At 63.9% G+C, this 21,176-nt stretch carries 26 protein-coding genes; 11 read left to right on the plus strand and 15 right to left on the minus strand.

All coding sequences use genetic code 11. The features are described 5' to 3' along the window. Positions 1 to 128: 128 nt before the first annotated feature. The 10 genes from E4487_RS02380 to E4487_RS02425 form a co-directional block, all read right to left on the minus strand. Entirely contained in the window at positions 129 to 956 is an 828-nt protein-coding gene (locus E4487_RS02380) for an NYN domain-containing protein (RefSeq protein ID WP_175252656.1), read from the minus strand. Between the two features lie 117 nt (positions 957 to 1,073). Further along, positions 1,074 to 2,585: a SulP family inorganic anion transporter gene (locus E4487_RS02385; RefSeq protein ID WP_175252657.1), complete on the minus strand. Its 1,512-nt coding sequence runs from the start codon at positions 2,583 to 2,585 to the stop codon at positions 1,074 to 1,076. 237 nt (positions 2,586 to 2,822) lie between these two features. Beyond that, positions 2,823 to 3,389, minus strand: a complete 567-nt coding sequence (locus E4487_RS02390) for a YiiX/YebB-like N1pC/P60 family cysteine hydrolase (RefSeq protein ID WP_175252658.1) — start codon at positions 3,387 to 3,389, stop codon at positions 2,823 to 2,825. Positions 3,390 to 3,439: 50 nt separating this feature from the next. After that, positions 3,440 to 3,841 carry a DUF4878 domain-containing protein gene (locus E4487_RS02395; protein ID WP_037050975.1) on the minus strand — a complete coding sequence of 134 codons (402 nt, stop codon included), beginning with the start codon at positions 3,839 to 3,841 and terminating at the stop codon, positions 3,440 to 3,442. 126 nt (positions 3,842 to 3,967) lie between these two features. Then, positions 3,968 to 4,204, minus strand: coding sequence for a hypothetical protein (locus tag E4487_RS02400; RefSeq protein WP_037050973.1), 237 nt, complete (start codon positions 4,202 to 4,204; stop codon positions 3,968 to 3,970). Positions 4,205 to 4,562: 358 nt separating this feature from the next. Next, positions 4,563 to 5,267, minus strand: coding sequence for a lipopolysaccharide kinase InaA family protein (locus E4487_RS02405; protein ID WP_134675678.1), 705 nt, complete (start codon positions 5,265 to 5,267; stop codon positions 4,563 to 4,565). Between the two features lie 220 nt (positions 5,268 to 5,487). Further along, on the minus strand, positions 5,488 to 7,134 hold the full coding sequence (gene groL / locus E4487_RS02410; RefSeq protein WP_037050971.1) for a chaperonin GroEL: 1,647 nt from the start codon (positions 7,132 to 7,134) through the stop codon (positions 5,488 to 5,490). A 48-nt stretch (positions 7,135 to 7,182) separates the two neighbouring features. Further along, complete coding sequence (locus E4487_RS02415) at positions 7,183 to 7,476, minus strand: co-chaperone GroES (protein WP_037050970.1); 294 nt, start codon at positions 7,474 to 7,476, stop codon at positions 7,183 to 7,185. Positions 7,477 to 7,800: 324 nt separating this feature from the next. Next, positions 7,801 to 8,250 carry an FxsA family protein gene (locus E4487_RS02420; protein ID WP_037050969.1) on the minus strand — a complete coding sequence of 150 codons (450 nt, stop codon included), beginning with the start codon at positions 8,248 to 8,250 and terminating at the stop codon, positions 7,801 to 7,803. A 71-nt stretch (positions 8,251 to 8,321) separates the two neighbouring features. Beyond that, positions 8,322 to 9,050 carry a HugZ family protein gene (locus E4487_RS02425; protein WP_134675677.1) on the minus strand — a complete coding sequence of 243 codons (729 nt, stop codon included), beginning with the start codon at positions 9,048 to 9,050 and terminating at the stop codon, positions 8,322 to 8,324. 108 nt (positions 9,051 to 9,158) lie between these two features. On the opposite strand from E4487_RS02425, the gene E4487_RS02430 reads away from it, so the two are divergent. Then, on the plus strand, positions 9,159 to 9,917 hold the full coding sequence (locus tag E4487_RS02430; RefSeq protein ID WP_037050966.1) for an SDR family oxidoreductase: 759 nt from the start codon (positions 9,159 to 9,161) through the stop codon (positions 9,915 to 9,917). Positions 9,918 to 10,066: 149 nt separating this feature from the next. Here the strand turns inward: E4487_RS02430 and E4487_RS02435 are convergent, their stop codons facing one another. Continuing rightward, on the minus strand, positions 10,067 to 11,035 hold the full coding sequence (locus E4487_RS02435; RefSeq protein ID WP_037050964.1) for a polyprenyl synthetase family protein: 969 nt from the start codon (positions 11,033 to 11,035) through the stop codon (positions 10,067 to 10,069). 246 nt (positions 11,036 to 11,281) lie between these two features. On the opposite strand from E4487_RS02435, the gene rplU reads away from it, so the two are divergent. From rplU to E4487_RS02460, 5 genes are all read left to right on the plus strand, one after another. Then, a complete protein-coding gene (rplU, locus tag E4487_RS02440; RefSeq protein ID WP_037050963.1) occupies positions 11,282 to 11,593 on the plus strand; it encodes a 50S ribosomal protein L21 in 312 nt (103 codons plus the stop codon). 37 nt (positions 11,594 to 11,630) lie between these two features. After that, the gene (rpmA, locus tag E4487_RS02445; protein WP_031303584.1) at positions 11,631 to 11,888 is read left to right on the plus strand and encodes a 50S ribosomal protein L27; all 258 of its coding nucleotides are present in this window, start codon (positions 11,631 to 11,633) and stop codon (positions 11,886 to 11,888) included. Between the two features lie 140 nt (positions 11,889 to 12,028). Beyond that, the gene (gene cgtA / locus E4487_RS02450) at positions 12,029 to 13,249 is read left to right on the plus strand and encodes an Obg family GTPase CgtA (RefSeq protein WP_037050962.1); all 1,221 of its coding nucleotides are present in this window, start codon (positions 12,029 to 12,031) and stop codon (positions 13,247 to 13,249) included. An 81-nt stretch (positions 13,250 to 13,330) separates the two neighbouring features. Then, positions 13,331 to 14,449 carry a glutamate 5-kinase gene (gene proB, locus E4487_RS02455; RefSeq protein WP_037050961.1) on the plus strand — a complete coding sequence of 373 codons (1,119 nt, stop codon included), beginning with the start codon at positions 13,331 to 13,333 and terminating at the stop codon, positions 14,447 to 14,449. A gap of 17 nt (positions 14,450 to 14,466) precedes the next feature. Beyond that, a complete protein-coding gene (locus E4487_RS02460; RefSeq protein WP_134675676.1) occupies positions 14,467 to 14,928 on the plus strand; it encodes a CreA family protein in 462 nt (153 codons plus the stop codon). Between the two features lie 82 nt (positions 14,929 to 15,010). Here the strand turns inward: E4487_RS02460 and mqo are convergent, their stop codons facing one another. Both mqo and E4487_RS02470 read right to left on the minus strand, forming a co-directional pair. Further along, the gene (gene mqo / locus E4487_RS02465; RefSeq protein WP_134675675.1) at positions 15,011 to 16,510 is read right to left on the minus strand and encodes a malate dehydrogenase (quinone); all 1,500 of its coding nucleotides are present in this window, start codon (positions 16,508 to 16,510) and stop codon (positions 15,011 to 15,013) included. A 464-nt stretch (positions 16,511 to 16,974) separates the two neighbouring features. After that, positions 16,975 to 17,205, minus strand: a complete 231-nt coding sequence (locus E4487_RS02470; protein WP_037050953.1) for a hypothetical protein — start codon at positions 17,203 to 17,205, stop codon at positions 16,975 to 16,977. A gap of 159 nt (positions 17,206 to 17,364) precedes the next feature. On the opposite strand from E4487_RS02470, the gene E4487_RS02475 reads away from it, so the two are divergent. Then, positions 17,365 to 17,949 carry a YajG family lipoprotein gene (locus E4487_RS02475; RefSeq protein ID WP_037050950.1) on the plus strand — a complete coding sequence of 195 codons (585 nt, stop codon included), beginning with the start codon at positions 17,365 to 17,367 and terminating at the stop codon, positions 17,947 to 17,949. Positions 17,950 to 18,009: 60 nt separating this feature from the next. On the opposite strand, the gene E4487_RS02480 is transcribed toward E4487_RS02475, so the two are convergent. Then, entirely contained in the window at positions 18,010 to 18,216 is a 207-nt protein-coding gene (locus E4487_RS02480; RefSeq protein ID WP_037050948.1) for a hypothetical protein, read from the minus strand. Between the two features lie 272 nt (positions 18,217 to 18,488). On the opposite strand from E4487_RS02480, the gene E4487_RS02485 reads away from it, so the two are divergent. Next, positions 18,489 to 18,761 (plus strand): hypothetical protein, encoded by a 273-nt coding sequence (locus tag E4487_RS02485; RefSeq protein ID WP_037050946.1) that lies wholly within the window; start codon positions 18,489 to 18,491, stop codon positions 18,759 to 18,761. Positions 18,762 to 18,819: 58 nt separating this feature from the next. Here E4487_RS02485 and E4487_RS02490 read toward each other — a convergent pair whose 3' ends face one another. After that, the gene (locus tag E4487_RS02490; RefSeq protein WP_134675674.1) at positions 18,820 to 19,983 is read right to left on the minus strand and encodes a 1-acyl-sn-glycerol-3-phosphate acyltransferase; all 1,164 of its coding nucleotides are present in this window, start codon (positions 19,981 to 19,983) and stop codon (positions 18,820 to 18,822) included. A 100-nt stretch (positions 19,984 to 20,083) separates the two neighbouring features. Between E4487_RS02490 and E4487_RS02495 the strand changes: the two genes are divergently transcribed. The 3 genes from E4487_RS02495 to E4487_RS02505 are packed head-to-tail and all read left to right on the plus strand — an operon-like array spanning position 20,084 to position 21,171. Continuing rightward, a complete protein-coding gene (locus E4487_RS02495) occupies positions 20,084 to 20,266 on the plus strand; it encodes a CPXCG motif-containing cysteine-rich protein (protein ID WP_037050941.1) in 183 nt (60 codons plus the stop codon). Then, positions 20,266 to 20,526, plus strand: a complete 261-nt coding sequence (locus tag E4487_RS02500) for a DUF2007 domain-containing protein (protein WP_037050940.1) — start codon at positions 20,266 to 20,268, stop codon at positions 20,524 to 20,526. The genes E4487_RS02495 and E4487_RS02500 overlap by 1 nt, the downstream gene beginning before the upstream one ends. A 27-nt stretch (positions 20,527 to 20,553) precedes the next feature. Then, positions 20,554 to 21,171: an SOS response-associated peptidase gene (locus tag E4487_RS02505; RefSeq protein WP_134675673.1), complete on the plus strand. Its 618-nt coding sequence runs from the start codon at positions 20,554 to 20,556 to the stop codon at positions 21,169 to 21,171. The last annotated feature ends 5 nt before the right edge of the window (positions 21,172 to 21,176 follow it).

The raw sequence follows: 21,176 nt of genomic DNA on the forward strand, positions 1-21,176 counted from the left end.
TTGCGTATACCAGCGCAAGCTGGAGTGGCGAAGCAAAAAGGATGCGCTATGCACCGCCTCTCTATCACCTCAGCGCCACATATCGTCCTGGCAGGAAGTCCCCATCCCAACCTGGCGCATGCGTCTGATCATTTGCTCTGCTTTCGATTTCTCACGGCAAGAGATTGGCCACCCGTAGTGGTCGCACCCAGCACCTGCAGTTCGAAGCGTCCATTCTGCGCCTTGATCAGATCGCTCAGCTTCTTGAAACCGTACATCCGCGAGTCAAAGTCCGAGCGCAGCTTGCTGATGTTCGAACCGAGCAGACCCAAGTGGCACCAACCATCCTCATCGGAGTTGTCGTCGATCACTTTGGCAATGAAGTCCACTGGCACTTTCAGCGGTTTGACCTTGCTTGGTGCCGGTTGCGCTGAAGGTTTGTTTTCCGGTGTGGTGGCTGACGGTAATGGCGCCGCCGACACATCGTTGGTGGGGGCTTCCGATTCTGCCGAGGGGGCGTCGTTACGCAGCAATTCGGTGTAGATGAACTTGTCGCAGGCCGAGACGAAAGGCTTGGGCGTCTTCTGCTCACCGAAGCCGATCACTTCCAGTCCTTCTTCGCGTATCCGCGCTGCCAGACGGGTGAAGTCGCTGTCACTGGATACCAGGCAGAAGCCTTCGAAGCGCCGAGTGTAGAGAAGGTCCATTGCATCGATGATCAGCGAGCTGTCAGTGGCGTTCTTGCCCTTGGTGTAGGCGAACTGCTGGATCGGCTGGATGGAATGGTCAAGCAGCACTTTCTTCCAGCTGCCCAGGTTGGGTTGTGTCCAGTCGCCATAGATGCGCTTGACGCTGGCGACACCGTACTTGGCGATCTCTTCGAAGAGGCCTTCGACAATGGCGGCGGGGGCGTTGTCGGCGTCGATCAGTACGGCGAAGTGCTTGTGCTGGCGGGAGGTGCTGGGCTTGCTGGCCATGGTGTGTCCTGGCTGGGCGATGGGCCGACCTTACTGCGAATGATTGCATCGCACCATAGTCCATCCGTCCATCCATTGACCTGGCTCACCCGAGGGCACGAGTGAGCCACGGAGCGATCAGGCCAGCGCCGTGCGCTGCCGGCCCTCGACCCGGCGTTTCAGTGCCGCCCCTTCGACTATCTCCAGCCCGCCGCCCTGGGCGCGGGCGGAGCGGTCCCAGTCTTGCAGCAGCTCCATGCAGGCGTGGTCGATGTAGCTGACCCGCGCCAGGCTCAGGTGCAGGCGGGTGCCGGGTTTGACTCGGGCGAGGTGTTCGGCCAGCTGGGGAACGCGGAGGAAGGTGGCGGCGCCGCGCATGCGCAGTTCCGCCTCGCCGGGGGCGGTTTCGACGAGCCGGATGCGCAGCCGGGAGGCACTCCACAGCAGCTTGGCCAGGGTCAGGGCAAAGCCCAGCAGCACGCCGCTCAGCAGGTCGGTGAAGACGATGCACAGCGCCGTGGCGGCGTAGATGATTACCGGGATGCGCCCGTACTGGCCGAGGTTGCGCATGGCTCTGGGGTCGACCAGCTTGCAGCCGGTGTACACCAGCACCGCGCCGAGGCTGGCCACCGGGATGCTCTGCAGCAAGCCGGGGAGGAGGGCGACCAGGGCCAGCAGCCAGGCCCCGTGGAGGATGGTCGAGGCGCGGCTGCGGGCGCCGGCCTGGACGTTGGCCGAGCTGCGTACGATCACCCCGGTCATCGGCAAGGCACCGACAGCGCCGCAGAGCATGTTGCCGATGCCCTGGGCGGACAGTTCGCGGTTGAAGCGGGCGCGCGGGCCATCGTGCATGCGGTCTACCGCTGCGGCGGAGAGCAGGGTCTCGGCGCTGGCGATGAAGGCCATCGCCAGGGCGGCGATCAGCAGCTGCGGATCGGCCAGGCTGGCCAGCCCCTGCGGAGTGATCCAGTCGATGGCATCGCCGAGGTTGGCTGGCAGTTCCACACGTTTGACCGGCAAGGCCAGCCACAGGCTGACCAGTGTGGCGAGGGTCACGCCGACCAGGGCGCCGGGCAGAAAACGCAGGGACGCTGGGCGGTAGCGCTCCCACAGCGCCATGCTGGCGAGGGTGCCGAGGCCGACTGCACCGGCGATCATCGCGTTGCCACCAAGCAGGCTCAGTGCATCGCCCAGGGCGTCGGGGAAGGCCAGCAGGTTGTCCAGGCCGGAGGCCCTGGGCGCGGCGTCGATCATCACGTGCACCTGCGACAGCACGATAAGGATGCCGATACCGGCGAGCATGCCGTAGACCACGGCGGGGGCCGTTACACGAAACCAGCCGCCCAGACGCAACGAGCCGGCGACCAGCTGGATCAGGCCGGCGAGCAGCAGTACCGGGCCGAGCGCGGCCATGCCCTGGGTGCGCACCAGCTCGAACACGAGGACGGCGAGCCCCGCCGCCGGGCCACTGACCTGCAGCGGCGCGCCCGCGAGAAAACCGACCACCAGGCCGCCGATGATGCCGGTGATCAGGCCCTTGGCCGGCGGCATGCCGGAGGCGATGGCGATGCCCATGCACAGCGGCAGGGCGACGAGAAAGACCACCACGGATGCCAGTGCGTCCCGTGGCAGTGCGCGAAGTGCATTCATCGGGCGTCCTCCTTGCCCGTGTCGCGGATAGGGCTGGCCATGCCCGTGTCATCGATGGCGCGGGCCACTGGGCGTGGCGTCCGGTTGGCGGGGGTGGTGCGGAGCATGCGGACCTCTCCTGGTCTGGCGTGACTGGATCGCTCGTTGCGAGCAAGGACGTGACCTTGCGGTCACGCTTCGGCCAGACGATAGGGAGGCTGACTTAAGTGAAGCTGAATGGCGCCGTCCGAAGTGCCATTACTCGACGATCGAGTAGCGATATAGCCAGGTAATGCCGGGATATTCGGCGAATGCGCGAGGGAACAGATATTCGCCGTGAAACACCGGCAGGTCCAGCCGTTGCCACTGCGGAGCGAACCCTGGATGCTGCATGCGGATCGCATCGGCGAGCAGGGTGGTGCAATAGCGATGCGCCAGGTTGCGTGGCTCCAGGAGGAACGGCTGGCCGACCTCGTCACGCACGGCGGCGCTGACCTGCAGGCGTTGCTCGGCATCGAGAAAGTCCGGCCGGGCGATGGCGAAGGCGCGCGCGTGGCGTGGGTCGACGAACTCGGTCAGCGGGCTGAGCAGGACCTGGTCGGGGCGTTCGGGATCGTCATCGGTGGTGGCGTGCGCCACCAGCGCTTGGGGCGAGGTGCTCACGATCATGCCGATGTGCGAGTAGTCGCCACCGCCGACCTGCTGGATCAGGCGGCTTTCGCGCGAAGGACCGAGGCGGAACACCCAGTCGCCGTTCTGCACGGGCGGCAGGCTGCGTACTGGGGCGCTGACGGAGGGTTGTGGCTGGAGGCTGGCCAGCGCCACGGTGGCGCCGGCCAGCAGCAGGCTCAGGCACAGCCCGAGACGCAGGCGGCTCAGATCTTGATCTTCCAGTCGCCGTCGACCTTGTTCAGGCGCAGTCGCTCGGTCTTGGGCTTGGCATCGCTGTTGTTGAAGTGAACGATGGCCTCGATGCGGGCCTGGCTGTCGTTGTCCGACAGGGTTGGCGCCTGCACTTCGATGCGATCCAGGCCACCCTGGCTTTCGGTGTACTTCTCGGTGCGGGCCAGCTGGGCGCTGAGCTTGCCGCGAACCAGCGCGACTTCTTCGTCGCCGGTGCCTTCGGGAACGTCGATGTACTCGAACAGTGCGTCGACGTCGTTGTCGTAGGCCGCCTGCAGGAAGGCTTCGGCGATGCCTTCGGGGGTGTTGTCCGGGCCGCCGCAGCCAGTGAGCAGCAATGTGGTGGCGAGTGCGTAGATCCAGCGCTTGAGCATGGTGACTTCCTTGTGAGTCGCTTCCGTTGGGGCGGCGATGATAGCTCCAGGCTCAGGCTGGATCAGTGATGCAGCGAACATTTGCACAAGCGGCTGCGCGGGTCTCCCGGTGACGGGATGATGGGGCTATTGTTCGCCTTTCATCGCGCCGCTCAGGCCGAACATCAATACCAGCAGGTTGGCATCCGGTTTCACGGCAGGTTGCACGTGCTTGCGCAACGGGGCGGTGGGGCAGGGGGCCTGGGCCGTGCAGTCGTGCGCGTCCAGTACGCGCGGACCGGGTTCCTGCCAGGCAGCGGCAGCGAGCGCCGTTACGCTGAGGGCGAGGCCAAGGAACAAACCTCGAGCTACTTCTAATTTCATTTTGCTAACCCCTTGATAGCGCTGCCAAACGCTGTTCGCTAAACCTAGATCACCCACCGCCTCGTCGCTGATCTGCGCGACGAGCGGTCACTGCGTATGGCTGGCACCCTCCAGGGGCTGAGCTGAGACATGCTTCGCCGCGGATGGTTCAATCCTGTGCTGGGTAACGCTTGGGCGTAACCTTTGGTGCCCGTACTGGGCGCCTGTAACAGCCGGCCCTGGCAGTTGGCGTCTTGGCGATGCCTGTCGCTACCTGGCGCAAAGGTGCGAGGTAGAGCCACGTCCTGGTGGGGGGAGTTGCGGGTGAAGCGGGTTGCAGCCAAAGCGAGGCTGCCGGCACGGGCCGGCAGCCGGATGGTTACGCAAGAGGTGTGCCGAGACCTCGTGCGCCCTCGGCGAAAATTTCACGGTAGCCGCTCAGCACCAGCTGCCAGTCCGCATCGGACCAGGGGCTGTGGCGGCGCAGTTGCGGCAGGTCGTGCTGGGCGGCCTGGACCCGGGTCAGGCGGCGACGGCTCTTTTCCAGGTCCAGCAGGGCGACGTGCGGCGTTTCGCCGTCGATACGGACGAAGATGTGCTTGGCATACAGGCAACCGTGCTGCCAGCGCCCCAGGTGCATGCGCGCCAGGGTTGCACCAACAAGTTGCAGCAGCTGGGCATGCACGGCCTCGCCGCAGGCTTCGCGGCCGCCATTCTCGTACCACACTTCGATGTTCTCGAAGCCTTCCAGCTCTTCGGTCACCAGCAGGCCGCACCAGCCTTGCTGGGCGTCGTAGTTGATGCCGCAGTAGATCATCTTCGGCACCAGCACTCCCAGAGCGGGTAGTGCCTGCAGGGCTCTGCGCTCGCGCAGTACGGTAGGGCGTCCCTGCGGGTACAGCAGGCTGCGGTAGATGTGGCCCACCTGCTTCTTGGCGTAGAGCACGCCGCTCTGATCCAGCAGGCGCTGTACGCCACTCTCTCCACCGCGCCGAACGTTGGGTTCTTCTACCCAGTCACCGTTTTTCTGCCACCAGTGTTGGAAGGCCTGCTGGGAAGGGTCAGTCGTGCTGCATAGAGGCATGTTGTTCTTCTTCTGTTGGAGGTTTGCGCAGCGTCCGCCTCGTGAACGGTTACTACGTCGTTCAGGGTTGTAACGAAACATAAGCAAACAGCGTTCCCAGGTCCACGATAAATGACCCTATGTCGCATTTTCGTCTTAGAACGACGGGGGAGCTTTTTTCGGGCAATAAAAAACCCCGCGACTGGCGCGGGGTTCCTGGTACAGCTGAGGGCCGGCTGGCTTACATCATGCCGCCCATGCCACCCATGCCGCCCATGCCACCCATGTCAGGCATGGCCGGAGCCTTGTCGTCAGCCGATTCGGCGACCATGGCTTCGGTGGTGATCATCAGGCCGCCGATGGACGCAGCAGCTTGCAGCGCCGAACGGGTGACCTTGGCCGGGTCGAGAATACCCATCTCGATCATGTCGCCGTAGGTGTCGGTCGCGGCGTTGAAGCCGAAGTTGCCCGAACCCTGCTTGACCTTGTCGACCACGACGCTCGGCTCGCCACCGGCGTTGGAAACGATCTGACGCAGCGGTGCTTCGACAGCGCGACGCAGTAGAGCGATACCGACGTTCTGGTCTTCGTTGTCGCCTTTCAGACCTTCGATGGCCAGCAGAGCGCGCACCAGGGCAACACCACCGCCAGGCACCACGCCTTCTTCCACTGCAGCGCGGGTGGCGTGCAGGGCGTCTTCAACGCGGGCTTTCTTCTCTTTCATCTCGACTTCGGTGGCAGCGCCAACCTTGATCACGGCAACACCGCCAGCCAGTTTGGCCAGACGCTCTTGCAGCTTCTCTTTGTCGTAGTCGGAAGAGGTTTCTTCGACCTGCTTGCGGATCTGCGCAACGCGGGCTTCGATGTCGACCTGAGCACCAGCACCGTCGATGATGGTGGTGTTGTCCTTGTTCAGGACGACGCGCTTGGCGTTACCCAGGTGCTCCAGAGTGGCGCCTTCCAGGGACAGGCCGACTTCTTCGGAGATCACGGTGCCGCCGGTCAGGATGGCGATGTCCTGCAGCATGGCCTTGCGGCGGTCGCCGAAGCCCGGAGCCTTGACGGCAGCAACCTTGACGATGCCGCGCATGTTGTTGACCACCAGAGTGGCCAGGGCTTCGCCTTCCACGTCTTCGGCAACGATCAGCAGCGGACGGCCAGCCTTGGCAACGGCTTCCAGAACCGGCAGCAGTTCGCGGATGTTGCTGATCTTCTTGTCGACCAGCAGCAGCAGCGGGCTTTCCAGCTCGGCAACCATGGTGTCCGGCTTGTTGATGAAGTAGGGGGACAGGTAGCCACGGTCGAACTGCATGCCTTCCACGACGGACAGTTCGTTTTCCAGGCCCGAGCCTTCTTCAACGGTGATGACGCCTTCTTTGCCGACCTTGTCCATGGCTTCGGCGATGATGTCACCGATGGAGTTGTCGGAGTTGGCGGAAATGGTGCCTACCTGAGCGATGGCCTTGGAGTCGGTGCACGGCTTGGCCAGGTCTTTCAGCTGAGCAACGATGGCCGCGGTGGCCTTGTCGATGCCGCGCTTCAGGTCCATCGGGTTCATGCCGGCAGCGACGGACTTCAGGCCTTCGTTGACGATGGCTTGAGCCAGAACGGTAGCGGTGGTGGTGCCGTCACCGGCAGCGTCGTTGGCCTTGGACGCAACGTCCTTGACCAGCTGGGCGCCCATGTTCTCGAAGGCGTCCTTCAGTTCGATTTCCTTGGCAACCGAAACACCGTCTTTGGTGATGGTCGGGGCGCCGAAGGATTTGGCCAGAACCACGTTACGACCTTTCGGGCCGAGGGTGGCTTTGACGGCGTCGGCCAGTACGTTGACGCCAACGAGCATTTTCTTGCGGGCGGAATCGCCAAACTTGACTTCTTTAGCAGCCATCTTGATCAGTCCTCAAATTCTTGAAGGTTAAACGGAGATTCGTCGGAATCAGGCTTCGACGACAGCGAGGATTTCGCTCTCGCCCATCACCAGCAGGTCTTCGCCGTCGACTTTGACGGTGTTGCTGCCGGAGTAAGGGCCGAATACCACCTTGTCACCGACCTTGACGGCCAGCGGACGGACTTCGCCGTTATCCAGAACCTTGCCGGTACCGACGGCAACGACTTCACCCTGGTTCGGCTTCTCGGCGGCCGAGCCCGGCAGCACGATGCCGCCTGCGGTTTTGGTCTCTTCTTCGCTGCGACGGATCACGACGCGGTCATGCAGAGGACGAAGCTTCATTGTCGATCTCTCCTAACAATTGAATGGCCAACTTGCCGACTCTTGTCTGGTCGGCGGGTTTGTAAAATCCGGCGGGGCCGGGTGCGGCGCGCTGTGCGCACCGCGAAAGTCGGACTGCCTCGTAGGGCAGGCACCTTGCGGTGACTGCTACATGTGGGCGGGCGGAGGCATTTCAAGGGGCGCTGGTGATTTTTTTTGCGTGCGCAGTCGGCGTTCTCGGGGTAAGGCCGAGGATTGGCGGCCGATGCGCTTGTCGCGGCAGCCTGCTGCGCTCGACAGCAGGTCTGCCGGGGGATCGCCGTAGGCGAGTGCCTGTGGCGTGAATCAGTCGCGGCGTTCGTATTCGCCTTCGAGCACATTGGGGTGCGTCTTGCCGGCGCGGGCGGCGGCATCGTCGAAGAACGCGCGTTGGCGCAGGGCCTGCTCCTCGGCGCGGCGACGGATCTTGCCGACCAGCAGGCGGCGGGTGAAGGGAAGCAGGCAGAGCACGCCGAAGATATCGCTGATGAAGCCCGGCAGCAGCAGCAGGCCACCGCCGACCGCGATCAGCAGGCCTTCGAGCATTTCCTGCTCGGGCATCTCGCCGCGCGCCAGTTTCTCACGGGCGCGCCAGGCCGTGGCGACACCGGCCACGCGCAGCAGGACGCTGCCAAGAATGGCGGTCCCGATCACCAGCAGGACCGTCGGCAGCACGCCGATGGCACCGCCGACCTTGATCAGGACGGCCAGCTCGATGATCGGGAACAGCAGGAACAGAAACAGAAACGCACGCATGATCGAAGAATCCTTGGCGGAAGCGAACTTCCAGTAGGGAGTAAGTATGGGGCTTTGGCCTGAATTCAAGCTTAAGCGACGCCAGGCTCGGGCCATTTGTCGGCGCGGGCCAGCGCCACCAGGGCTGCGCGCACCTGTCCGGGGTTGTTGCAGGATGTCGGGAAGGGCAGCCAGTGCAGGCTCTGGCCGATGCGCAGGTGGAAGCCTTCGCTGTCGACACCGGCCATCTGCGCCGGTTCATGCTGCGGCAGCTCGGCCAGTTCGACGTAGCGGGCAATGGCCGTGGCATGGTCCTCGTTCATGTGCTCGACCATGCTCGCTTCGCTGCCGTCCGTCGTGAAGGGGTTGGCCAGCGCGACCTGGTCGAGCCAGTGAATGGCGCCGAAACCGCCGATGAAGCGCCAGCGCACCGGCTCCAGCCGCCAGAAATCGAAGTCGTGCGCCCGATGGTAGTCGCGCGACTGGGGGAAAAAGCGGTAATAACGCTGGGCGGCTGCCTCTATTTCGTCTTCGTCATGCAACTGTCGTGCTTCGGCGAGCAAAGTAAGGCGACCGACCGCCTGCACATCCTCTGCGCCGCGCTCGCCGACCAATAGCGAGCACTTGGCGTCCTGCCCGAGGTTATGGGTGTGCTGGGCGATGCGGCTGATCAGGATCAGTGGCCGGCCCTCGGCGTCCAGGCAGTAGGGCACTACCGATCCGAAAGGGAAGCCCGGCATGGCCTTGGAGTGGGTGCTGAGCACGCCACGGTATTCCTTGAGCAGCAATTCTCGTGCATGCTTGCCGGCTTTCACGCTCACCTTATGACTCCTCGCAAAGAATCCGTCATCAACGGACAGACGCCCTAGCATAGCGCTTCAAGGGCATCAGCGGGGTCGGTAAATGCTGCACCTTGAGGGGATAAAGCGATGCAACTGAAAGACAAAGTCATCATCATCACTGGCGGTTGCCAGGGACTGGGCCGCGCCATGGGTGAGTACCTGGCGGCCAGGGGTGCCAAGCTGGCGCTGGTCGATCTGAACCAGGAAAAGCTCGACGAAGCCGTGGCGGCCTGCAAGGCGGCCGGTGGCGATGCGCGTGCCTACCTGTGCAACGTCGCCGATGAAGAGCAGGTCACCCACATGGTCGCCCAGGTCGCCGACGACTTCGGCGCCATCAATGGCCTGGTCAACAATGCCGGCATCCTGCGCGATGGTCTGACCATCCGTGTGAAGGATGGCGAAATGACCAAGATGAGCCTGGCGCAGTGGCAGGCGGTGATCGACGTCAACCTGACCGGCGTGTTCCTCTGCACCCGCGAAGTGGCGGCGAAGATGATCGAGCTGAAGAACGAGGGTGCGATCGTCAACATCTCCTCGATCTCCCGTGCCGGCAACATGGGCCAGGCCAACTACTCCGCCGCCAAGGCCGGTGTCGCTGCCGATACCGTGGTCTGGGCCAAGGAGCTGGCGCGCTACGGCATTCGTGTCGCCGGCGTGGCGCCGGGCTTCATCGAAACCGAGATGACCGGCAGCATGAAGCCGGAAGCCCTGGAGAAGATGACGGCGGGCATCCCGCTCAAGCGCATGGGCAAACCGGCCGAGATCGCCCACTCGGTGGCCTATATCCTGGAGAACGACTACTACACCGGTCGTATCCTGGAGCTGGATGGCGGCCTGCGTCTGTAATTCGCGCCGCGATAACGAAAACGCCCCGACTGGTTCGGGGCGTTTTTGTTTGCGCCTGGATCCTGTAGCCCGGATGCAATCCGGGGAATGGCCAGGTGCAGAGAATCCCGGATTGCATCCGGGCTACGAGCGACTAGGGTGCGATATGGTCAGTGGGTGCGCGCCACGGCGAAGCGGCTCAGCTCGATCAGGGCGTCGCGGTATTCACCCTGCGGCAGGACTTCCAGGCAGGCGATGGCGCGCTCGGCGTAGTCGCGCGCGAGCCTGGCGGTGTAGTCCAGGGCGCCGGCAGCTTCCACGGCGGCACGGATGCTCTCCAGGTCCTCGATGCCACCCTTCTGGATCGCACGGCGTACCAGGGCAGCCTGCTCTTCGGTGCCTTCGCGCATGGTGTAGATCAGCGGCAGGGTCGGCTTGCCCTCGGCCAGGTCATCACCAACGTTCTTGCCCAGGCTGGCGGCGTCGCCCTTGTAGTCGAGCAGATCATCGACCAGCTGGAAGGCGATGCCCAGGTGATCACCGAAGGTGCGCAGGGCCTCGCGCTGCGTCTCGTCGGCATTGGCCAGGGCGGCTGCGGCATGGGTGGAGGCCTCGAAGAGCATCGCGGTCTTGCCGCGGATGACCTCCATGTAGGTCTCTTCCGTGGTGCTGGCGTCACGGACCTTGGACAGCTGCAGCACTTCACCCTCGGCGATCACGCGGGTGGCGTGGGAGAGGATCTTCATCACCGGCATGGAGCCGAGTTCGACCATCATTTCGAAGGAGCGGGAATAAAGGAAGTCGCCCACCAGAACGCTTGGCGCGTTGCCCCACTGGGCGTTGGCGGTGCTGCGGCCACGACGCATGTCGGACATGTCGACGACGTCGTCATGCAGCAGTGTCGCGGTGTGCAGGAACTCGATGGTCGCAGCCAGCAGGCGCAGGTCGTCAGCCTGGTAACCCAGCGCACGACCGCTGAGCAGGACCAGTAGCGGGCGCAGGCGTTTGCCACCGGCAGAGATGATATAGTCGCCGATCTTTTCCACCAGCGGCACGCGAGAAACCACCTGTTGGCGGATGATGCCGTCGACGGCGGTGAAATCGTCCGCCACCACGCGGTAGAAAGCCTGGGGTTGCATCGACAAAGGGCGCTCCTTCTAAACTGCGCGGCATGCTAGGTGGCAGGGTAGGGGCTGTCAAGGCAAGCACTTGCGGCCCTTGCGCAGCGTTCGGCGCTTGCGTACAATCGCGCACCCTGAACTTCCCCCTGGGCATTTCCCTGCCTTACGCAATTGCAAGGGTGTCACTTCCGGCCCCGAGCAGCCATGCCAGCCAACAACGACTTTTCTAAAGCGCTGGGTGAGCAGGATCAACGGAGATTTACCATGTACGCAGTAATTGTTACTGGTGGCAAGCAATACAAAGTCACCGAAGGCGAATTCCTCAAGATCGAGAAACTCGAGCTCGCCACTGGCGACGCCGTGACTTTCGATCGCGTTCTGCTGATCGGCAATGGCGACGACGTTAAAATCGGCGCCCCGGTCGTAGACGGTGCCAAAGTGGTTGCCGAAGTCGTTTCGCAAGGCCGTCACGACAAAGTGCGCATCATCAAGTTCCGCCGTCGTAAGCACCACATGAAGCGTCAGGGCCACCGTCAGTGGTTCACTGAGATCAAAATCACCGGTATCCAGGCCTGATTCGTCGGCCCCGATCCCTTTATAGGAGTATTGACTCATGGCACACAAAAAAGCTGGCGGTTCTACCCGTAACGGCCGCGATTCCGAAAGTAAACGCCTTGGCGTGAAAATGTACGGTGGCCAGGTCATCAAGGCCGGCAACATCATCGTGCGTCAGCGCGGCACTCAGTTCCACCCCGGTTTCGGCGTGGGCATCGGCAAGGACCACACCCTCTTCGCTAAAGTCGAAGGCGTGGTCAAGTTCGAAGTGAAGGGCGCTTTCGGCCGTCGCTACGTGAGCGTTGTTCAGGCCTAATCGCCTACGCGCTGGAAAAGCCCTGTCCGTAGGACGGGGCTTTTTTGTTTGTGTATCTTTGGTGCGCTTGCCCAATCCGCTAGTCCTGGATGATTCGGCAAGCGTTCCCCCAGCCCGCAGATGAAGCGGGAGGCAGACTGATGAAATTCGTCGACGAAGTATCGATATTTGTAAAAGCCGGTGACGGCGGTAACGGCATGATGAGCTTCCGCCGCGAGAAGTTCATCGAGAAGGGTGGCCCCAACGGGGGTGACGGTGGTGACGGTGGCTCGGTATTCCTCCAGGCCGACGAGAACCTCAACACCCTGATCGATTACCGCTACACGCGCAAATTCCACGCCCAGAACGGCGAGAAGGGTGGCAGCACCGACTGCACCGGCGCCAAGGGCGAGGACCTGATCCTGCCGGTGCCGGTCGGCACCACGGTGATCGACGTGGCGACGCAGGAAGTGATCGGCGACCTGGTCAAGGCCGGCCAGCGTCTGATGGTCGCTCAGGGTGGCTGGCATGGCCTGGGCAACACGCGCTTCAAGTCCAGCACCAACCGTGCGCCGCGCCAGACCACACCGGGCAAGCCGGGGGACTCGCGCGATCTCAAGCTGGAGCTGAAGGTCCTCGCGGACGTCGGCCTGCTGGGCCTGCCCAATGCCGGCAAGAGTACCTTCATCCGCGCCGTTTCCGCCGCGAAGCCGAAGGTCGCCGACTATCCCTTCACCACCCTGGTGCCGAACCTGGGGGTGGTCAGTGTCGACCGCTTCAAGAGCTTCGTCGTCGCCGATATTCCGGGGCTGATCGAAGGCGCGTCGGAAGGCGCCGGCCTGGGGATTCGCTTCCTCAAGCACCTGGCGCGTACCCGCCTGCTGCTGCACCTGGTGGACATGGCGCCGCTGGACGAGAGCGATCCGGCCGAGGCGGCGCAGGTGATCATCGACGAACTGGGCCGCTTCAGCCCAGCGCTGGCCGAGCGTGACCGCTGGCTGGTGCTGAACAAGATGGACCAGATCCCGGAAGAAGAGCGCGAAGCGCGCAAGGCCGACATCGTTGCCCGCCTCAACTGGCAGGGCCCGGTCTACGTGGTTTCCGCCATCAGCCGCGACGGCACCGAGCGCATCAGTCGCGACATCATGCATTACCTGGAAGTGCGCGGTGAGCGCATCGCCGAGGACCCGGTGTTCGCCGAAGAGGTGGCCGAGCTGGATCAGCGCATCGAGGACGAGGCGCGTGCCCGTCTGCAGGCGCTGGATGACCAGCGTGCGCTGCGCAAGGCTGGGGTACGCAGTGTCGATGATATCGACGAAGACGATGACTTCTTCGACGATGAAGACGACGACGGCCCGGAAATCATCTACGTCCGGGATTAAGCAAATTTTCCAACGCCGCTTAATTGCGGCGTTTTTGTAGGTGGGCTGGAACCCATCGTGTCTGACTAAGGCTGGAAGATCATGCGTGACAAGGTGACCGGCGCGAAGCGCTGGGTGGTGAAGATCGGCAGTGCGTTGCTGACCGCCGACGGGCGTGGCCTGGATCGTGCGGCCATGGCGGTATGGGTCAAGCAGATGGTCGCGCTGCGTGAGCAGGGCGTGGAACTGGTGCTGGTGTCTTCCGGCGCCGTGGCTGCCGGCATGAGCCGCCTGGGCTGGACCAGCCGACCGAGTGCGATGCACGAGCTGCAGGCCGCCGCCGCCATCGGCCAGATGGCGCTGGTGCAGGCCTGGGAGTCGAGCTTTGCCGAGCACAACCGACGCACCGCGCAGATCCTGCTGACCCACGACGATCTTTCCGACCGCAAGCGCTACCTCAACGCACGCAGCACCCTGCGTACGCTGGTGGGCCTGGACGTGGTGCCGGTGATCAACGAGAACGACACGGTGGTCACCGACGAGATCCGCTTTGGTGACAACGACACCCTGGCCGCGCTGGTGGCCAACCTGGTGGAGGCCGATCTGCTGGTGATCCTCACCGACCGCGACGGCATGTACAACGCCGATCCCCGTCACAACCCCGATGCCGAGCTGATTTCCGAAGCGCGTGCCGACGACCCGGCACTGGACGCCGTGGCCGGTGGCGTGGGCGGCGCGCTGGGGCGTGGCGGCATGCAGACCAAGCTGCGTGCCTCGCGCCTGGCGGCACGCTCCGGCGCGCATACCGTGATCGTCGGTGGCGCCATCGAGCAGGTGCTGGCCCGCCTGCAGGCTGGCGAGCGCCTGGGCACCCTGCTGGCCCCCGAGCGCGGTCTGCTGGCGGCACGCAAGCAGTGGCTGGCCGGGCATCTGCAGACACGCGGTACCCTGGTGCTCGATGCCGGCGCGGTCAAGGCGCTCAAGCAGGACCACAAGAGCCTGCTGCCCGTGGGTGTGAAGGCGGTGCAGGGGAGTTTCCGCCGCGGTGAGATGGTGGTCTGCGTGGCACCTGATGGTCGCGAGATTGCCCGTGGTCTGGTCAACTACAGCGCGCTGGAAGCGCAGAAGATCATTGGCCAGCCCACCGACGCCATCGAAAAGCTGCTGGGTTACGTCGATGAACCCGAGTTGGTGCACCGGGACAACCTGATCCTGGTCTAGTGAAAAGGGAGCGAGGCATGCGTCTGTTCAAGGGAATTGCGTTGAGTGTCATGTTGCTGCCAGGGTTGGCACTGGCCGAGACCATCGGCGAGGTGTCCACGGTGTTCAAGTGGCTCGGCCCGAACGACAAGATCGTCGTCGAGGCGTTCGATGATCCCAAGGTCGAGGGCGTGACCTGCTACCTGTCGCGGGCCAAGACCGGCGGCGTGAAGGGCGGGCTCGGGCTGGCCGAGGACCGTGCCGAGGCGTCCCTGGCCTGCCGTCAGGTCGGGCCGATCACCTTCAAGGGCAGGCTCGAGGACGGCGAGGAGGTGTTCAAGGAGCGCACCTCGCTGGTGTTCAAGACCATGCAGGTGGTGCGTTTCTTCGACGAGCAGCGCAATACCCTGGTGTACCTGGTCTACAGTGACCGGGTGATCGAGGGCAGCCCGCAGAATGCGGTGACCGCCATCCCGATCCTGCCCTGGGGCAAGCCCTGAGGGATCGCGCCGGCACTGCACCGACGCGTTGCCGCAAGCCATGAAAAAACCGCCCCGAGGGGCGGTTTTTTTGTCGGGCGGATCAGGCGCTGGGCTGGTCCAGCTGCAGGCGCTGGTTCGACTGCGCCTGCACTTCGCGGTAGCGCTCGGCGTCCTTGGCCAGGACGTCGGCCATGGCCGGGAAGATCTCGTCCAGCTTGCTGCGCCATTCGGCGCTGTCGGCCTGCTCGGGGAAGCAGCGACGGATCAGGTCGAGCATGATCGACACGGTCACCGAGGCGCCCGGGGAGGCGCCGAGCAGGGCGGCGATGGTGCCGTCCTCTGCTGCCACCAGCTCGGTGCCGAACTGCAGGATGCCGCCGTTCTTGGCGTCCTTCTTGATGATCTGCACGCGCTGGCCGGCCACTTCCAGGCGCCAGTCCTCGGGCTTGGCTTCCGGGTAGAAACCACGCAGGGTCTCCAGGCGCTGCGCCTCGGACTGCATCACTTCCTTGATCAGGTAGCGGGTCAGGTCCATGTTGTCGCGCGCCACCGCCAGCATCGGGCCGATGTTGTTGGGGCGTACCGACAGCGGCAGGTCGAGGAACGAACCGTGCTTGAGGAACTTGGTGGTGAAGCCGGCGTACGGGCCGAACAGCAGGGATTTCTTGCCGTCCACCACGCGGGTGTCCAGGTGCGGCACGGACATGGGCGGCGAGCCCACGGCGGCCTGGCTGTAGACCTTGGCCTGGTGCTGCTTGACGATCTCCGGGTTGTCGCAGCGCAGCCACTGACCGCTGACCGGGAAGCCGCCGAAGCCTTTGCCTTCGGGAATGCCGGAGAGTTGCAGCAGCGGGAGTGCACCACCACCGGCACCGAGGAAGACGAACTTGCTCTTGAGCTTGCGCGTGGCGCCCGAGCGGGTGTCCTTGATGTCCACCAGCCAGCCTTCGCCGTCACGCTGGAGGTCGGTAACCTTCTGGTTGCAGGTGACCGTGGCGTTCGGTTGCGTGGTCAGGTAGCCGAGCATCTGTTCGGTGACCGCACCGAAGTTGACGTCGGTACCGGCCTGCACGCGGGTCATCGCCAGCGGCTCGTTGCCGTCACGGCCGGGGATCAGCAGCGGCGCCCATTCGGCGATGGTGGCGCGGTCCTCGGTGTACTCCATGTCGGTGAAGGCATGATGCTGGCGCAGCGCCTCGAAGCGCTTCTTGAGGAAGGCCTTGCCGGTATCACCGCGCACGAAGCTCATGTGCGGGACGGGATTGATGAACGTCTTCGGCGACTGGATCGCGCCCTTGCCGATCAGGTAGGCCCAGAACTGCTTGGACTCCTCGAACTGGGCATTGATGCTCACCGACTTCTTGATGTCGATGCTGCCGTCCGCGCCTTCCGGGGTGTAGTTCAGTTCGCACAGTGCGGCATGGCCGGTACCGGCGTTGTTCCAGGGGTTGGAGCTTTCCACTGCGCCAGACTCGCGCAGCTCTACCACTTCCAGCGTGATGCCGGGGTTGAGTTCCTTGAGCAGCACGCCCAGGGTCGCGCTCATGATGCCGGCACCCACCAGCACCACATCCACGCTTTGGTAATCGTTATGCGCCATTAACCTCTCTCCAGGAAAATCTGCACCAGATGGACGGCCATGCGGCCTTTCAGGGCGATACCGACAGACTCAGACGTAAGGCCATGCCGTTCGGCGGGGAGGGTCAAGGCTGGGAATTGCGGACGCAAAACTGTTCATCTGTTCGCCACACTCTTGTGAAGTTTGTAAAAACCGTTCTTTTCACGCTCTTTTGGAGCTGTGAACCTCAAAAGCTCGACTGCCTCGGCGCGCTTTTGCCCGTGCACGTCATGCAATGCATGGCTGCCATCGGCTCTGCATATGGGCGAAAAGCGGCTGGCCGGATACGGCAGCTCGAAGTGGGCGACTCTCTGGGGCGGGGCGATGACGTTGCATCGGCGAGGTCGTGCGGCCCGATCAGGAGACGTCCTTATAATCGGGGCGCGATTATAACGGTGAATGAGGGGAAATTGATCGGTCTTGCGTGACTTTTATTCTTCCGCCGGTCAGGCCGCCAACGGGCGGGCCGCTCGCGTATGGCTGACGACCGGCATGACCCTGGCGCCGGCAGGCAGGGGGGCGCCCAGCCACGAGGCGTTGGGTTCACTGACTTCCACCCAGCCGGGTTGGCTCGGGTGCTCCTGCACCTGCCGTAGCGCACGGCAGCAGCCCTGGGCATCGAGCAGGGCGAAGTGGCGCATCGGGCGGGAACGGCCGAACAGGCGGTGCAAAAGCATGGCGAAGGCTCCAGCGTGGTGACTGCAGCCTTTATGCCCTGACGCGGTGACAGCCTGATGACAGGAACCCCGGCGCCGCCGCTCGGGTCTCAGTACTGTTGGCCGCTGGCCGCGCTGAGTATACTGCTGGCCACTTTTACCTCACTCGGAGAGATGAGCATGCTGCACCGTGCGTTGATCGCCCTGCTTGCTGCCACCAGCCTGACGCTGGCGGGTTGCGCCCTCAGCCCTCAGCAACTCACCCCGCAACCCAAGCTCACCAGCTCGCTGACCCCGGTGGGCCAGGGTCAGCCGGTGGTCGTGCGTGTGGTCGATGGCCGGTCCTCGCCGGTACTGGGCACGCGCGGTGGCCTGTACCCGGAGACCAGCGCCATCAGCGTCAGCGGCGAGAACCTGTTGCCCAAGCTGCAGGCCGAGGCCGAGGCGGCGGTGCGCCTGCTCGGTTTCACCCCATCCGCCAACGCCTACAACGCGCCGCAGCTGACCATCACCCTGGCGGACCTGAAGTACCAGTCGCCGAAGGAAGGCATGTACGTGACCGAGGCAGACATCTCCGCCTCCATCCGTGCCGATGTGCAAGGCGGCAGCCGTCGCTACACCGGCCGTTATGGCGCTTCGCTCAACCAGCGCTTCGGCACCGCGCCGAACCAGCAGACCAACACCAAGCTGGTCGGCGATGTGCTCAGCGATGCGCTGACGCGGGCCTTCAAGGACCCGACCATCGGCCAGGTGCTGCTGCAGTAAGTACGGCCCCTGCAACGAAAACGCCCCGCATTGCGGGGCGTTTTCATTTGTCCTGGGCGTTCATGCCGCCTGGTCGTAAAGCTCCGGCAGGCTCATGCCGGTACGATTGTCGATGTCCGGCAGGTCGTAATGCTCGTGACCGCCAAGGGCGCAGTAAACCAGCCAGTGCTGGTCCTGTACGTTGAAGGAAAGTTCGTCGACCACGGCATCCACTTCATCCAGCGAGTCGATCAGATAATCGCGATCCAGCGGTTGGGGATTGAGCATGACAGGTCCTCCTAGGACGTGGGGTAGTCTCCAAGAACAGCTGTGACTGTTTGGTCATCTTGAGAGATACAAACCTTAGGCCAGGCGGATGACAGTTTTCAGACGATTTCGGGATAGCACGCTGCGTTCGTCGGAAACGAACCTTATAAAGGCGCGAGTTCAGTACACTGCGCGACGATTTTGATTGGCTGGAATGCGCCCGTGCTCAGCCGCGAATCCCCATTCTGGTGCGGTGGCGGGGTTGCTGCACCATGCTGAACTCGAGGTGTTGCATGTCGCTGCAGGTGTTGTGGTCGCTGTTTCTCGCTCATCCGGCCGGGGCGGTGAATTCGCTGGCGTTGTTCTTCGCCGTGGCGGGCGCCTGGTTGTGCCTGGTGACGCGCGTACGTGAGCAGCGGGGTCTGGCGCGTGTGCTCGCCGACGGCGAACTGGATGTCCAGGATCAGGATGAGCGCACGCTGCGCATCAACCGCTTCTTCTATCGCTTCGGGGCAGCCTGCCTGGGCTCGGCCCTGCTGCTGTCCTGGTTCAGCACGCGCCTCTGAGGGGCATGCGATAGACGCGAACGGCAGCCATCGGGCTGCCGTTTGCATTTCTGCAGGCCTAGAGCGGCAGGCCGGCCTTGATCCGGTACTGGTTTCGCACCGGGTTGGCGTATTGCAGGATGAGGTAGGGTTTTTCCTCCTCGCTGCAGCCGGCAAGGCGCCTGTTCCACTCGGCTTCGGCCTTGGCCAGGTCGGCGCTGGCAAACAGCTCGCTGGCTGAGGGCACGTTCAGCTCGGCTTCGCGGCCTTCCCACATGGCGTATGCCAGGTAGTGCACCGGGAACAGGCGGTACTGGCCGAGGATGTGACGGTCCAGCGCCTGGGCCAGTTGCTTGGTGTCCTCCAGGCCGCCGACCGGCGGGCCGAAGTGCAGGTGCACCCGCCCCTTGTACCCGGTGATGCCCAGCGCGATGCTGCTGTCATCTTCGCCGGGGGCCTTGGTGTAGCTGCCGGTGGCTGCACGAATACTCAGCTCGCGGGCCTTGGCCTGATCGCAGGGGTCGTACTCGTAGCTGATCGAGACCGGGATCAGGTTGAGCGAGTCGATTACCTCGGCGAACGGCTCGTCCTTGCGGCTCATGTGGAACATCTTGAGGATCGCCGAATCGGTGCGGTCGTCACCGTCCTTGGCGCGCCCCTCGGCCTGGGCGATCCAGATCGACTCGCCATCCTCGCGGATCGAGTGGTTGATGTAGGCCGAGAGCAGTTGATACGCCGCCAGCTTCTCGCGGCGTCCGCTGATCGAGCGATGCACGATGAAACTCTTGTTCAGGCGCATCAGGTCGCTGACGAAGGGCCGCTGCAGCAGGTTGTCGCCGATGGCGATACGCGGCGTCTGCAGGCCGGCATGGTAGACGGCGTAGTTGACGAACGCCGGGTCCATGACGATGTCGCGATGGTTGGCCAGGTACAGGTAGGGCTTGCCGGACTGCAGGTGCTCCAGGCCGGAGTAGCTGATACCGTCGCTGGCATGTTCAATGGTGCGATCGATGTAGGGTTCGATCTTCTCCTGAAGCCTGGCCACCGAGTCGACGCTGGCGAATTCGCTGCGCAGGCGCGCGGCGATCAGCGGCTTGAGCAGCCAGCCGAGTGGACCGGCCAATCGCGGAAAGCGAAAGCGGGTGAGGGTGCCGAGAAACGCCGGGTCGGCGAGCAGGCGCGCCAGTACGGGGCGCACTTCTGTGTCGGCATAAGGTCGGATGGCATCGAATGCGCCCATCATGCTCTCTTGATCTAGAACGACTAAGGTTAAAAGCGACAGCCTGTCTGGCAGGCTCAGCAATAGACCGGTGATTATACCGCCAAGTCACAAGGAGGCCGCGATGCTGGAAACCGAGGCCTATATCTGCCCCTATTGCGGGGAGCCGGTGGAAGCCGTGCTCGACCTGTCGGCGGGGGACCAGTCCTATATCGAGGATTGTCCGGTGTGTTGCCGGCCCATCGAGTTCGAGCTGCGCACCGATGGCGAAGACTGGCAGCTGGATGTGCGGGGAGAAAACGACTGATGCAGCGAATCTACGAACCGGAGAACATGCTGGAAGGCCAGTTGCTGGTGGACATGCTGGCCAGCGAAGGCATCGGCGCGCATCTGCAGGGGCAGCACCTGGTGGGGGCGGTGGGTGAGCTGCCGGCGTGCGGTCTGCTCGGGCTGATGGTCGGCAACGAGGATGCCGAGCAGGCGCGGGCGCTGATCGCCGAGTACAATGCGGCACAACCCGTGCCCGGTGACGAACCGGAGTCCTTCCAGGGCGAATTGCTGTGTTGAGTCGCCCGTTGCCTGTCGAGCCGTTTCATGTGTGGACGTTATGCCCTGTTTCGCTGGTCGCCCGCTTTTGCGGCGCTGCCAGGTTTTCCCGCTGATCAGCAGCCGCACTGGAACTTCGCGCCAAACGCTCAGGTGCTGCTGATGCATGCCGGCGAGGGCGGCCGGGTGCTGGCGCCGGCGCGTTGGGGGCTGACGCCGGCCTGGCTCAAGGACCTGTCGAAGACGCCGGCGCATGCGCGGGCCGAAACCCTGACCGAGCAACCGATGTTCCGCGAGCCCTTTCGTCAGCGTCGCGGCCTGCTGCCGGCCAATGGCTTCTTCGAGTGGCGTGGTGCGGCGCGCAAGCGCCCGTACTGGATGACCAATGGCGAGCCGCTGATGTATTTCGCGGCGCTGTGGGAAATCTACCCGGTGGGCGGGCACGAGTACCTGAGCGTGGCGCTGGTGACCCAGGCCGCTGCCTCGTTGCGGCGCCCGCTGATTCTCGATGAACACGAGCAGGCCCTGTGGTTGAGCGACGAGGCCTCGGCCGAGCAGTTGGCCGCGCTGCTGGCCAAATCCCCGGTGGCGTTGCGAGAGCGTCCGCTGGCGACGCTGGTCAACGACCCGCAGCTGGATGCACCGGAGTGCCTGACGCCAGCCTGAGGCGC

It is taken from the genome of Pseudomonas sp. BMW13 (assembly GCF_013357275.1).
Taxonomy (GTDB): Bacteria; Pseudomonadota; Gammaproteobacteria; order Pseudomonadales; family Pseudomonadaceae; genus Aquipseudomonas; species Aquipseudomonas khazarica.